General features: G+C 54.3%; 13 protein-coding genes and 1 riboswitch. Of the genes, 3 read left to right on the plus strand and 10 right to left on the minus strand.

The window, feature by feature from the left end; translation table 11 throughout:
- Positions 1 to 102: 102 nt before the first annotated feature.
- The 4 genes from ACFFK0_RS02335 to ACFFK0_RS02350 form a co-directional block, all read right to left on the minus strand.
- A complete protein-coding gene (locus tag ACFFK0_RS02335) occupies positions 103 to 414 on the minus strand; it encodes a DMT family transporter (RefSeq protein WP_377468268.1) in 312 nt (103 codons plus the stop codon).
- Complete coding sequence (locus tag ACFFK0_RS02340; protein ID WP_377468269.1) at positions 414 to 773, minus strand: DMT family transporter; 360 nt, start codon at positions 771 to 773, stop codon at positions 414 to 416. The genes ACFFK0_RS02335 and ACFFK0_RS02340 overlap by 1 nt, the downstream gene beginning before the upstream one ends.
- Positions 770 to 1,372, minus strand: a complete 603-nt coding sequence (locus ACFFK0_RS02345; protein WP_377468270.1) for a TetR/AcrR family transcriptional regulator — start codon at positions 1,370 to 1,372, stop codon at positions 770 to 772. The genes ACFFK0_RS02340 and ACFFK0_RS02345 overlap by 4 nt, the downstream gene beginning before the upstream one ends.
- A 186-nt stretch (positions 1,373 to 1,558) precedes the next feature.
- A complete protein-coding gene (locus ACFFK0_RS02350; RefSeq protein ID WP_377468271.1) occupies positions 1,559 to 2,026 on the minus strand; it encodes a YiaA/YiaB family inner membrane protein in 468 nt (155 codons plus the stop codon).
- 278 nt (positions 2,027 to 2,304) lie between these two features.
- Between ACFFK0_RS02350 and ACFFK0_RS02355 the strand changes: the two genes are divergently transcribed.
- A complete protein-coding gene (locus ACFFK0_RS02355) occupies positions 2,305 to 2,631 on the plus strand; it encodes a hypothetical protein (protein WP_377468272.1) in 327 nt (108 codons plus the stop codon).
- Between the two features lie 373 nt (positions 2,632 to 3,004).
- Here the strand turns inward: ACFFK0_RS02355 and sdhB are convergent, their stop codons facing one another.
- The 3 genes from sdhB to ACFFK0_RS02370 are packed head-to-tail and all read right to left on the minus strand — an operon-like array spanning position 3,005 to position 6,215.
- The gene (sdhB, locus tag ACFFK0_RS02360) at positions 3,005 to 3,772 is read right to left on the minus strand and encodes a succinate dehydrogenase iron-sulfur subunit (RefSeq protein WP_377468273.1); all 768 of its coding nucleotides are present in this window, start codon (positions 3,770 to 3,772) and stop codon (positions 3,005 to 3,007) included.
- Between the two features lie 2 nt (positions 3,773 to 3,774).
- Positions 3,775 to 5,535 (minus strand): succinate dehydrogenase flavoprotein subunit, encoded by a 1,761-nt coding sequence (gene sdhA / locus ACFFK0_RS02365; protein ID WP_377468274.1) that lies wholly within the window; start codon positions 5,533 to 5,535, stop codon positions 3,775 to 3,777.
- Positions 5,536 to 5,552: 17 nt separating this feature from the next.
- Positions 5,553 to 6,215 (minus strand): succinate dehydrogenase cytochrome b558 subunit, encoded by a 663-nt coding sequence (locus ACFFK0_RS02370; RefSeq protein ID WP_377468275.1) that lies wholly within the window; start codon positions 6,213 to 6,215, stop codon positions 5,553 to 5,555.
- Between the two features lie 237 nt (positions 6,216 to 6,452).
- Between ACFFK0_RS02370 and ACFFK0_RS02375 the strand changes: the two genes are divergently transcribed.
- On the plus strand, positions 6,453 to 7,343 hold the full coding sequence (locus ACFFK0_RS02375; RefSeq protein WP_377468277.1) for a LysR family transcriptional regulator: 891 nt from the start codon (positions 6,453 to 6,455) through the stop codon (positions 7,341 to 7,343).
- Between the two features lie 51 nt (positions 7,344 to 7,394).
- On the opposite strand, the gene ACFFK0_RS02380 is transcribed toward ACFFK0_RS02375, so the two are convergent.
- From ACFFK0_RS02380 to ACFFK0_RS02390, 3 genes are all read right to left on the minus strand, one after another.
- A complete protein-coding gene (locus ACFFK0_RS02380) occupies positions 7,395 to 7,907 on the minus strand; it encodes a GyrI-like domain-containing protein (RefSeq protein WP_377468278.1) in 513 nt (170 codons plus the stop codon).
- Between the two features lie 169 nt (positions 7,908 to 8,076).
- Positions 8,077 to 8,742: a potassium channel family protein gene (locus ACFFK0_RS02385; protein WP_377468279.1), complete on the minus strand. Its 666-nt coding sequence runs from the start codon at positions 8,740 to 8,742 to the stop codon at positions 8,077 to 8,079.
- A gap of 15 nt (positions 8,743 to 8,757) precedes the next feature.
- Positions 8,758 to 10,113, minus strand: coding sequence for a TrkH family potassium uptake protein (locus ACFFK0_RS02390; protein WP_377468280.1), 1,356 nt, complete (start codon positions 10,111 to 10,113; stop codon positions 8,758 to 8,760).
- 68 nt (positions 10,114 to 10,181) lie between these two features.
- Positions 10,182 to 10,361: riboswitch (cyclic di-AMP (ydaO/yuaA leader) on the minus strand.
- Positions 10,362 to 10,586: 225 nt separating this feature from the next.
- On the opposite strand from ACFFK0_RS02390, the gene ACFFK0_RS02395 reads away from it, so the two are divergent.
- Positions 10,587 to 12,221 carry a CPBP family intramembrane glutamic endopeptidase gene (locus ACFFK0_RS02395; RefSeq protein WP_377468281.1) on the plus strand — a complete coding sequence of 545 codons (1,635 nt, stop codon included), beginning with the start codon at positions 10,587 to 10,589 and terminating at the stop codon, positions 12,219 to 12,221.
- The last annotated feature ends 36 nt before the right edge of the window (positions 12,222 to 12,257 follow it).

Consider the following 12,257-nt stretch of genomic DNA (forward strand, 5'->3'; position numbering starts at 1 on the left):
GAAGCTCAAGCCGCCGATACAAGACCGGCAGCCGTTTCATTTTCGCGCCGCCTGCTCAGGCTGTTCTCGATGAGGTAACGACGGTATGCTCGCCAACACCCGTTATGTCATCTTCAATCCGACAACACCGACAATGATACAGAGCAGCAGCAGCAGCTTACGCCAATGAAACGTCTCGCCCCATACCAGCATGCCCAGCAGCACGCTGCCGGCCGAACCGATGCCCGTCCATACCCCGTAAGACGTACCGATCGGAATGGAACGCATCGCCTGCGACAAGCAGTAGAAACTAACTACACCGAACATTACGGCGGCAATGGTAGGCTTCAGCTTCTTGAAGCCGTTTGACGCCTTCATCATCATGACCCCGCCGACTTCCGCCGCGCCGGCCGTGATCAGCAGCAGCCAATCCATTACACATCTCCTCCTTGCGCAGTAACTTCGGCCTCATTACGCTCCGACTGCATCTTTAACCCAATAATACCGAACAGCAGCAGCGCCAAAAATAACACCCGGCTCCACGTCAAGGCTTCGCCCAGCCAAAGCGCGCCAGCTATTGTTGTGCCTACAGTACCAATGCCCGTGTACAGCGCGTAGCCCGTGCTGATGGAAAACCGCTTCAGCGTCTTCGCGAACAGCCAGAAGCTAAGTGCAATACACAAGCCCGTCAGTATCGAGTACACCGGATGCGTAAAGCCGTTCGACAGCTTGAGCCCCATTACCCAAAGTATTTCGGCCGCGCAGCTGGCCAGCAGCAGCACCCAATTGTTCATCCTTCTCCATCTCCCTTTCGCTCCTTCGGATGTGCCGCAATACCGCGCCAGAATACACGCCATACCTGCTCAAGACGCCGGGTGTACAGCTCCTCCTCATAAAGATCATGCTCGACAAACATGCCGTCCACCAAGCAAAAGAAGCTCGCCGTCGCCTCATCCCGGTCGATGTCGGCCAGTTCACCGCTCCTGCAGCCCTCTTCCAGCACTACGCCGATCGCCTGAGCCGCCCTTGTCTCCACCCGCAGCACCTGTTCCCTTACAACCGGCAGCAAATGGTGCGGTGTGAAAAATATCGCCCGTTTGTAGAACATACTCTCCGTTCGACTCGTGTAACCGGCAGTGAAATCGACGTACATCCGCTTGAGCTTCTCTTCCGTTGTACCCGGTACCCCTACACTCCTCTCCAAAAGGCGCTCCTGTTCGTCCAGCACCCAGTCCAGCACCGCCAAGTACAAAGCGTCCTTAGAGGCAAAATGAGCATAAATCGACGGGGTCTTGATCCCAACCGCCTTCGCGATATCGGCAAGCGACGTCCCCTCATAGCCGTAGCGGGCGAACAGCGCAAGCGCCTCGGCACGTATATCCTGCATGGCCATACCTTCGTTTTACCTCCTCCGCCTCCCTATTAACTAACGTTCGTTAGGCCGGAAAATTGCAATGAAGCTATCATAACACAGTCAAAATGGCTCCGCAAGCCGTATCCTTCCTTTCATACATCCGCTTTCCCCTAGCAATAAAACACCCGCTTCTCCGATGGAAGCGGGTAGCGCAGCTGTTGTATGTTATTCCTGAGAATGATTAGATCCTTCCAGCATCTCTTTGTCCTCGGCGTTGTCCCGCGTTACCTTCTGAACCGCGATAGAGCTGTACGCGATCAGCAGCATGACTGCAATATAGTAGCCCTTGATGTTCAGCTCGAACGGCGCATTATACAATCCGATGAAAAACATGGCAAATCCGATGATCAGCCCGGCTATAGCCATAGCGCTAAATGCCGACGTATTCCGCATCCGGTGCTTCGGATTTTCGATTCTCAGCGCTTTATCCTCGGCGTTGTCTCTGACCACCTTCTGAGTGACGATACTCGTGATCGTGATCAAGAACATACAGAGCAAGTAATACCCTTTCACGTTGAGCTGCCAATCGGCATTGTAAATGCCAAGGCAGTACAAGAATATTCCTGCAGCCAAAGCAAAGTAAGAAGCGGCGGTGAAAGCCGGAGTGTTGCGGCGTTGGTATTTTGCGTTCATGGGAGTCCCTCCTCTAAGATTTAGGATCAGCTCTTAAGATGTATTATTAGCAGCTGGTTCCTTCTTGTGTTTATCATATTCGTTGCCGCGTGTGGTGAATAGGCTTATTCTTTTATAGTACCGTCGAAATGCTTATTTACATACGGAAATGCCGTGTTCGTTTGCCGTACATGCCCTCGGGCATGGAGTGCGATGGCTATAACGACTCGATTCTAGGCCTTCTGCGGTGGATATTGCTATTCGAAAATGTCAATCGTATTCCCGCAGCTCTTTAAAGGTTGAGAAAGATCAATTTTGAAGTAACTTTCCAGCTCGTTAGACATAACTCCATGTATAAATGTATTCTAGCAGGCTTCACTGGTAAGCTTCATGCCAAGAGTATACAATCCTGGATCAAAAAAACGGGGCTTCCCGTTGAAGCGATTTTCTACGGGAGCTCGGCGTGGCCGATGCGGTTCGTTAATGGACTTTCAGGGCCTTATTTTACCGCTATCGCACTTTTTCTTCAAAATAGAGGACTTTGGTGGCGTTATACAACGCCAAATGGTGAGATTGGGCTTGATTTTTCCACATCGCTGGAAAATAACGCCCTCAAAATCCGCTAAAATGGTAAGATATCGCGTCTCGAACCAGATAACGGTCTCGGAAACCGTTATAGCTCACAAGATTTTCTGCACATTGATTGTTCGACGGATTGGCTTGAAAAGGTTGGCAAATAAGCGGATAGCCATAAAAGGCCTGCATACATACAGCACTCACTCGAACAACTCAGGCATAATACCGCAGACCAATAAGAAATTCCCCTAATCGAAGCCCATTCACGAAGCCTGCCTCAACGCAAGAGTAGCTTTCCATGCCATTTAGAAATAACAAGTCTCTAAGTGGAACAGATCCGTTCTAATTTGGCATAAAAAAGGCCGCTCCCCCATAACCCAACGATTCGGGCTATGGAAGAAACGGCCTTCTCCCTAATTATACTTACATGCCAAGCCAACGCTTGAACAGATGCTTCGTTGTCGCACGGTTCATCTCGGCGATCGACGTCGTGAGCGGGATGCCTTTCGGGCAAGCGCGCACGCAGTTCTGCGAGTTGCCGCAGCCCTCGATGCCGCCGTCGTCCATGAGCGCTTCAAGACGCTCGTGAGCGTTCATCTCGCCTGTCGGGTGAGAGTTGAACAGACGCACCTGCGAGATGGCTGCCGGTCCGATGAACGACGTCTTGTCGTTTACGTTCGGGCATGCCTCGAGGCATACGCCGCAAGTCATGCAGCGGGCAAGCTCATACGCTTCCTGACGCTTCGCTTCCGCCATCCGCGGACCCGGACCAAGATCATACGTGCCGTCGATCGGAATCCATGCTTTCACCTTCTTCAAAGCATGGAACATGCGGCCGCGGTCGATAACGAGGTCGCGCTGTACCGGGAACGTCGACATCGGAGCGACGCGGATTGGCTGCTCCAGCTGGTCGATCAGCGCCGAGCACGCTTGCCGCGGCTTGCCGTTAATGACCATCGAGCAAGCGCCGCATACTTCCTCAAGACAGTTCGACTCCCAGCATACCGCTGTCGTCGCGCCGCCGTCGGCTTTCTTCGGGTTCCGCTGAATTTCCATCAGCGCCGAAATCACGTTCATATTCGGGCGGTACGGCACTTCGAACTCTTCGGTATACGGCTTCGATTCCGGGCTGTCCTGGCGGGTGATGATAAACTTAACCGTTCTGCTCTTCGCTGCTACTGCCTCTGCCATGATTAATGTCCTCCCTTCTTCTTGTCCGTCGAATAGTCACGCTTCCGCGGCGGAATCAAAGATACGTCGACATCCTCATAGGAAATCTTCGGACCTTCCTTCGACCACGAAGCAATTGTCGTCTTCAGGAACTTCTCGTCGTCGCGCTCAGGGAACTCCGGCTTGTAGTGCGCGCCGCGGCTCTCGTCGCGGAGCAGGGCGCCGAGCGTCATCGCGTCGGCCAATTCGAGCATGTTCCACAGCTGACGCGTGAACGGAGCCGCTTGGTTGTTCCACTTCGCCGTGTCGTTGATGTTGATGTTGCTGTAGCGTTCCTTCAGCTCTTTGATCTTGTCGAGCGTTTGCTGCAGCTTCGCATTCGTCCGCACGACCGTCATGTTGTTCGTCATCCACTCGCCGAGCTCTTTGTGAAGCACGTAAGCATTCTCCGTACCGTTCATCTTCAGCGTACGCTCGTATTTCTCCGCATGCTTCTTCGCTTCCGCGTCGAATACGGTGGACGATACGTCTTCCGCGCTCTTGCTAAGGCCTTTAATATATTCGACTGACTTCGGTCCGGCCACCATGCCGTCAAAGATCGCCGATACGAGCGAGTTCGCGCCGAGACGGTTCGCGCCGTGGTGCTGATACTCGGCTTCGCCTGCTGCGAACAGACCCGGAACGTTCGTCATCATATTGTAGTCGACCCACAGGCCGCCCATCGAATAGTGAACTGCCGGGAAAATCTTCATCGGAATTTTCCGCGGGTCGTCGCCCATGAACTTCTCATAAATTTCGATGATACCGCCGAGCTTCACGTCCAGCTCCTTCGGATCTTTGTGCGACAGGTCGAGGTACACCATGTTTTCGCCGTTGACGCCGAGCTTCAGATCGACGCACACGTGGAAAATTTCGCGAGTCGCGATATCCCGCGGTACGAGGTTGCCGTACGCCGGATATTTTTCCTCGAGGAAGTACCAAGGCTTCCCGTCGCGGTATGTCCAGATGCGTCCGCCTTCGCCGCGCGCCGACTCGGACATCAGACGCAGCTTGTCGTCGCCCGGAATGGCCGTCGGGTGAATCTGGATGAACTCGCCGTTCGCGTAGTTGACGCCCTGCTGGTACACAGCGGAAGCCGCCGTACCGGTGTTAATGACGGAGTTCGTTGTTTTGCCGAAAATAATGCCAGGGCCGCCGGTTGCCAAAATAACGGCGTCAGCCGGGAACGATTTGACTTCCATCGAACGCAGGTCCTGCGCCACGATGCCGCGGCATACGCCCTCGTCGTCGATGATCGAGCCGAGGAATTCCCAATGCTCGAACTTCGTGACGAGTCCCGCTGTTTCCCAGCGGCGAACCTGCTCATCCAGTGCGTACAGCAGCTGCTGGCCGGTTGTAGCGCCCGCAAACGCCGTACGGTGATGCTTCGTACCGCCGAAACGGCGGAAATCGAGAAGTCCTTCCGGTGTCCGGTTGAACATAACGCCCATCCGGTCCATCAGGTGAATAATGCCCGGTGCCGCTTCGCAAAGCGCCTTGACCGGAGGCTGATTGGCAAGGAAGTCCCCGCCGTATACGGTATCGTCAAAGTGCTCCCAAGGCGAGTCGCCTTCGCCCTTTGTATTTACGGCTCCGTTAATGCCGCCCTGTGCGCAGACGGAGTGGGAACGTTTAACAGGTACTAGAGAGAAGAGCTGGACGTGAACGCCGGCTTCCGCGACTTTGATCGTCGACATGAGCCCGGCCAATCCGCCGCCAACTACGATTACTTTGGAATTCGCCATTGATGTTCACTCCTCGTTTAATGGTCCAGTTTAAGATTCGATGTATTGGAGAACGAAGGATCGGTAAATGCGTACAAGGAAAGGATAAACATTACCGTCATGATCACGAATACGCCCATCCATACATATGTAGATACGCGCTGGGCGCGCGGACCTACCGTAATGCCCCACGCTACAAGGAATGACCACATGCCGTTGCTGAAGTGGAACGTAGCGGCGATGACGCCGATCACATACAGAGCGAAGTACAGCGAGTTCGTCGCAATGCCGTGCATATGCGGGCCGAGCGTCGTTTCGGAGACATTACCGAGCGTGATCTGGAACCGCGTATTGAAGAAGTGCCAGAAGACGAAAATGAACGTCACGACACCGGTGATGCGCTGCAGCCGGAACATCCAGTTGCGGAAATAGCCGAAGTTGCTCGTATTATGGCGAGCGGTAAAGGCTACGTACAAGCCGTACACTCCGTGATAGAGCAGCGGCAGCCAGATGAAGAAAATTTCCAGCGCCAGGACAAGCGGCAGACTGTGGATCCACAGCACTTGATCGATGAAGCCTTGATGCCCTTCTTTGAAAGCGGCATAGTTGGTCAGCAGGTGCTCGATCAAGAAAAAGCCGACCGGAATTACCCCAAGCAGCGAGTGCAGCTTGCGGTAGAAATACGAGTTTGCACCAGACATAAAACGCGGGTCCCCCTTAAACAAATTTGTCAAACTTCAACATTTTTCCCCATGACAAAACCATGTTCCATTGTACTCCCGCTAGGAATAGGCGTCAATCCGTATTCATAGCATACCCAATCTTAGGAAAATGTGAACAACCGGTGACATATACATCCTACTCCTTTCCCGCTTATAATGGAAGTGCTTATTTCGTATAATCCTTTATAACATATTTGCATATAAGGAGGAGCTCCGTTGGAAGGCTTGGACATTTTCTCGGTAGTTGTCGAACAGCAAAGCCTCAATAAAGCCTCGCAGCTGTTAAACTTATCTCAGCCGGCTCTATCCCGCAAGATCATGAAGCTGGAGGAGGACCTTGGGGTGCAGCTGTTTGAGCGGCGAGGCAAAAGGCTGGCCCTGACGCGGGCCGGGGAGCTGTGCTACGAATATGCGCTGGAATTCCGCGCGCTGGAGCGCAAGTTTCAGCTGTCGCTGCGCGAGTTCGTCAAAGCGGGGCGCCCTGCGACGCTGACGATCGGCGCCAGTCTGACGACGCTGCAGTCGACGCTGCCGGATCTGATTACGGCTTACACCGCCCATTTTCCGGCAACCGACATTAAAGCGCTCACCGGCAAAACGCACGAAATCGTCTCCATGGTCAAGGAACGCAAAGTCGATCTCGGCGTCGTCGCATCCTCCATCCATACGCCGGGACTCATCTGCGAGCCGCTGTTTGACGACCATCTGTGCCTCGTGCTGCCGCACGGCCACCCTTATCTCGCAAAGCCCGAGCTTGTCGTGACCGACCTCAACGACCTGTCGATGATTTTATTTTCAAAGGGAACGTGGTATCGCGTCCTGACGGACGAGCTGCTGCACCGGTACAGCGTCTTTCCCGACGTCAAGATGGAGATCGATTCGTTCGAGGCGATCATTCGCCTCGTCTCCACGTGCCGCGCCGCCACCCTGCTGCCCAAATCGTACTTGCGGGACCGTCTCATCAGGCAAAATGAATTGACCGTCCGCGACATCCCCGAGCTCCGCCAGACGACGCGCACGACGGCGCTCATATACAGCGACGGCGCACTGCTGGATACGGCGCGGGACTTCGTCGAGGAAGCCAAGCGCCAATACGGGCGTCTTTAAACAAATAAGGCATAGCCGCGGATCGCATTTCCGGGCCATGCCTTATTGGCTTCATGAGTTCGCTGCCAGCGCCACGTACACGTCGATTTCGTTATCCTCCTGATCGGGCCTGTAACGCTCGTCCCAAATCTCGAAGTCGTGGCCCGCAGGCCGGCGGCCGTGTTCCCGCATCCACCGCCCGTAGAGCTCGTCATACGTACGCCCAAGCTCGGATTCCCGTCCGCGATGGGTCATTCGCACATATTCGCCGGCCGGGAGCGTTCGCTTCGTCATGCGCTCCGGCACCGGCGTATCCTCCCTTTCCACGACGTATCCGATCAGCTGATTGAACGGATCGACGTTCGGGTTGAAGCCGGGCTTCATCGGATACGTCTGTACGAGGCGAACGTGCCCGTCCGCTTTGCCTGCAATCGAAGCCTGCCTTGCCGTCAAGTCTTCATACGCTTTCTTCCCGAGCTCCTCCTCCGCGATCTGCTTCAGATTCGCGTCGAAGCTGACGCCGATCACGGTCATCGCCGGAAGCTCCACGACAGATGGGGTAGACGCTCTTTGCTCCAAGGACATGTATACCAGCCTCCAATATTATGGAAAGTTTTCCTTCCTGATCATTAGACGCCGGAGCCTGCGTGAATCTATCGGCACCTGCGCAAAAAAAATAGAAGGAGGCTTTCGCCCCCTCCCTTATCTCCTGCTTATCGATTTGCAGCCCAAGCTTGCGGGCAGCGATTCCGGTTTATTCCCGGCTCACTTCACGTTCAAATGCCGCAACCTGCTTGTTCGTTCCGATGACGACCATAATATCATCTTCATATAAAATATCGTCCGCAACCGGTGCAATCAGCACCTTCTTCTGCTTGTTGATCGCTACGACGGAACAGCCGTACCGTGCTCTCAGGTCCAAGTTTTTGAGCGATTTGCCGCTCAGATGCTTCGGCACCGTCAGCTCGACAAGCGTATATTCCGGCGACAGCTCGATAAAGTCGAGCAAGTTCGGCGATACGAGCTGATGCGCAACCCGAACGCCCATATCCCGCTCCGGGTAAATGATCCGGTCCACGCCGATCTTGGTGAGCACCTTACCGTGCAGTTCCGACATCGCCTTGGCTACGACTTGACGCACGCCCAAATCCTTGAGCATGATCGCCGTCATAATGCTGGACTGAATATCGTCCCCGATCGCGACGATCGCGCAGTCGAAATTCCGGATGCCGAGCGATTTCAGCACTTCCTCGTCGGTCGTATCGGCGACGACGCAATGCGTCAGCTTGTCGGCCATCTCGTCGACCGCTTCCTCCTCTTTATCGATGCCCAGCACCTCGTAACCAAGGTTCATCAGTTCTTTTGCCAGCGACTTGCCGAAGCGGCCCAGTCCGATAACGGCATATTGTACAGGTTTCATCTCTCTTGATCTCCTTTATCCGATCGTGATTTTGCCTTCCGGGTACCGGTACATCTCTTTTTCCGGCTTCGGCTGTAAGGCGTATGCAAGCGTCAACGGGCCCAAACGTCCGGCGAACATCGTTAATGCAATCATTACTCTGCCGAAATCAGTCAAATCCGGCGTGAGCCCCATGGTGAGTCCAACCGTACCGAACGCTGACGTCACCTCAAACAATATTTTCAGAAAATGATACGGCTCCGTCGTCGACAGGATCATCGATACGAAAGTGACCATAAAAAGTGCGAGCAGCGTCATCGTCGTCGCCTTCATAATCCGGTTCTGATTGAGTCTGTTGCGGTATACCACAATGTCTTCCTTGCCGCGAATCATGGAAATCATCGCTGCGACGAGAACGGTGAACGTCGTCGTCTTGATGCCGCCCCCCGTCGACCCCGGCGAAGCGCCGATAAACATGAGAATAATCGTGAAGAACAGCGTCGCTTGACGCATTCCGCCGATGTCCAGCGTATTGGCCCCGGCCGTACGCGGCGTAACGGACTGGAAGAACGCCGACAAGATTTTGCCGTGAAGCGGCAGCGGACCCATTGTCCGCGGATTCGTATATTCGAAGATGAACACGATCACCGCACCGGCTACGATCAGGAATGCCGTCATGCTAAGCACGACTTTGGCGTGCAGCGACAGCTTCTTGCATTTGCGGTACTCGACCACTTCGGAGATGACCATGAATCCGAGACCGCCGAGAATGATGAGCGCACAAGCCGTAAAATTAATAACGAAGTCGTTCGCATACAAGGTTAAGCTCGTGAACGGCGTGCCGGAAATTTGCCCGAACAGGTCGAAGCCGGCGTTGTTGAACATGGAGACGGCGTGAAACATTCCGAAGTAGAGCGCTTGCCCGAACGGCATATCGAACGACCAGCGAATCGTGAAAATAACGGCCGCTATGCCTTCGATCGTCAGCGAATACAGAATGACTTTCCGGAACAGCCGCACGACCCCATCCATAGAGCCGTGGTTCATCGCTTCCTGCAGCAGCAGTCTTTCCTTTAGAGAAATGCGTCTGCCTGTCAGGAAGAAGATCAGCGTCGCCATACTCATAAAGCCGAGTCCGCCGATTTGAATGAGGGAGATAATGACGATTTGGCCGAAGATCGACCAATGCAAACTCGTATCCACAACGACAAGACCAGTTACGCAAGTCGCCGATGTACTCGTAAACAAGGCGTCGATGAACGGCGTCATGCGTCCGTCTGTCGATGAAACGGGGAGCATGAGCAGTAGAGCCCCCAGCAAAATAATGCCCGCGAAACCGAGAACCAATATTTGCGGGGGGGTTAAGTTCCACAATGTAAATTTTCTTGGCATTCAAGTGCTCCTTCTCGGCATGAGCGTAAAAAAGACAAAAAAAAGGACACTGGAAGCCCAATGCCGCATAGGTTCCCGTGTGAAGCCTACGAGGTTAGCTGACGGATTCGGACACACTGGCTGCCCTATTCGCCTGACAATTGGCCCGGTCGGATTCGTGCACAAATCCTCGCTGCCGCTGCGGCGAAATTCACCCCTGAAAATCATGGTTCCCCCGTTTTCCATTGGAAATTCGGCTTTACATTCAATTGATTTGAATTATAGTCCTATTTCATTCGCAGTACAAAGCCGTTTTTCCGCGATAGTGGGGGATTTTGACAGGTGTTTAGCGGCAATGAAAGAACGGAAGCATTGTTTTCATTCGAAATGATGCTCTTTACCCGTGTTTTCTTTCATTTTCATCTTCTTCATTCGCTTATGTCACCTGATTATGGTAATTTTAATATATCAACTTGGGGACGGAGGAAGGGACGATGAAGCTGTTTTTCAACCGAAATTTACTGCTGCTCGCCGCGCTTGGCGTATTTTTGTATGGAGCCGTCATCGGAATTTCAAGCTGGCTCAAGCCGGGAGAGGCCGGGACGGAGAAGCCAGTCGTCAGCAAGCGGGAGGCGGCTGAAGCGGCGCTTGCGTTCGCCCGCGAACGGTTTGGCGTCGGGGAAGCGGACACTTTCGTTACGTACCGGACGCACCAGCTTCGCAGTACGTATCTGGAGCGCAAAACATTGGCCGATACCTACGAGAAGAAGTATGGGGACAAATACCCGATCGAGTATTTTACGGTAGAAATTCGCAGCAAGTCCGGGGATCAGCATCGCTTCATCGATGTGAATTATACGAATAAACAAATTTTGGGCTGGGCGGTTGCCGATGATGTGCTGGACGCTCGCCTGAAAGCAAATCCGGATCGAACGAAAAGCGAAACCGTCGCCTCCGCGGAGCTGAAACGACTGGGCTATGATCCTGGCGACTTTACACTCATGAGCCGTACGGATCAGCGCGCGACGCTGTTCCTGTTCGAGAGCAAGTCGGTTGCGATCGGCGACGCCAAGCTGCAACTGGAGATCGATGCCGATGAGCGGGAGGTGTTCGGCTTCTCCCCGGTGTTCGTGGTGCCTCAGGAGCATATCGACTGGAAGGCCTCGCAGGATTGGCAGGCGTCCTTGATGACATGGGTTTCTCTCGGCTTCATGTTTTTGATGGCCGTCGCCGGATTTATTTATGCGATCGTGTACCGCAAACAGATCTCCTTCGCGCGCGGAGCGCTGCTGACGCTCATTTACGCGGTGTTCTATTGCACGAATAACTTGAATATGTTCCCGGCGTTCAAAGCGGAGTCGGGGACGGCCGCTTCACAATTGGACATCATTGCGATTTCGATCTTCATGAATTTCGTTACGCTGCTGCTGACGATCGGCGTGTACGTCTCTTTCGTCTCGGGCGCCGAGCTGTGGCGCCGTACGGGCTGGAATCCGTGGCCGCGCTGGCGGGAGGCTGCGTTCGGGGCTGAAGTGTGGGTGTCGATGGGACGCGGGTATTTAATCTGTTTGTTTATACTCGGAGTTCAGCAGGTGCTGTTTTTTGTAGCGGAACACGGCTTCGGCATATGGGCTGTCGCCGACGCTTCGAACTCTCCGCTAAATATGCTTGTGCCCAGCTTGTTTCCGCTGCTTGCCTGGTGCGCCGCCATCTCGGAGGAAGCGACGTTCCGGCTGTTCGGGATCGCCTTCTTCGAGCGGATCGTCCGCTGGCGGTTTGCCGCCGTGCTGCTGCCCAGCATAATTTGGGCGGCGAGCCATACGCAGTATCCGATTTATCCCGTATACACGCGGCTGGTTGAGGTGACGATCCTTGGGATCATTTTCGGCTATGTATTTTTGAAATACGGATTTATGACGGTGATGTTCGCGCACGCGACGATGGACCTGCTGCTCATGGGGCTCGATTTGCTCGTCACGGGCAGCGGAGCGGATATCGGCTGGGGCTTGTTCCATATGGCGAGCCCGCTGCTTATTGCCGCGGTGCTGGCTTGGCTGCACGGCCGTTCGCAGCGCCGCCGGCGGCCCGGTATTCTGGAGGCGGACGGCAGCGGTGCGGCGGCGGGTTGACGGTTTGGCTGCGGTAAGAGGACAGTTCTTGCATGG

The sequence above is a fragment of the Paenibacillus chartarius genome (assembly GCF_042432825.1).
Lineage (GTDB): Bacteria > Bacillota > Bacilli > Paenibacillales > NBRC-103111 > Gordoniibacillus > Gordoniibacillus chartarius.

Excerpts from the sequence above, each read along its gene's own strand:
- ACFFK0_RS02335 (WP_377468268.1), bottom strand. The coding sequence starts at position 414 with ATGGATTGGCTGCTGCTGATCACGGCCGGCGCGGCGGAAGTCGGCGGG.
- ACFFK0_RS02340 (WP_377468269.1), bottom strand. The coding sequence starts at position 773 with ATGAACAATTGGGTGCTGCTGCTGGCCAGCTGCGCGGCCGAAATACTT.
- ACFFK0_RS02345 (WP_377468270.1), bottom strand. The coding sequence starts at position 1,372 with ATGGCCATGCAGGATATACGTGCCGAGGCGCTTGCGCTGTTCGCCCGC.
- ACFFK0_RS02350 (WP_377468271.1), bottom strand. The coding sequence starts at position 2,026 with ATGAACGCAAAATACCAACGCCGCAACACTCCGGCTTTCACCGCCGCT.
- sdhB (WP_377468273.1), bottom strand. The coding sequence starts at position 3,772 with ATGGCAGAGGCAGTAGCAGCGAAGAGCAGAACGGTTAAGTTTATCATC.
- sdhA (WP_377468274.1), bottom strand. The coding sequence starts at position 5,535 with ATGGCGAATTCCAAAGTAATCGTAGTTGGCGGCGGATTGGCCGGGCTC.
- ACFFK0_RS02370 (WP_377468275.1), bottom strand. The coding sequence starts at position 6,215 with ATGTCTGGTGCAAACTCGTATTTCTACCGCAAGCTGCACTCGCTGCTT.
- ACFFK0_RS02380 (WP_377468278.1), bottom strand. The coding sequence starts at position 7,907 with ATGTCCTTGGAGCAAAGAGCGTCTACCCCATCTGTCGTGGAGCTTCCG.
- ACFFK0_RS02385 (WP_377468279.1), bottom strand. The coding sequence starts at position 8,742 with ATGAAACCTGTACAATATGCCGTTATCGGACTGGGCCGCTTCGGCAAG.
- ACFFK0_RS02390 (WP_377468280.1), bottom strand. The coding sequence starts at position 10,113 with ATGCCAAGAAAATTTACATTGTGGAACTTAACCCCCCCGCAAATATTG.
- ACFFK0_RS02395 (WP_377468281.1), top strand. The coding sequence starts at position 10,587 with ATGAAGCTGTTTTTCAACCGAAATTTACTGCTGCTCGCCGCGCTTGGC.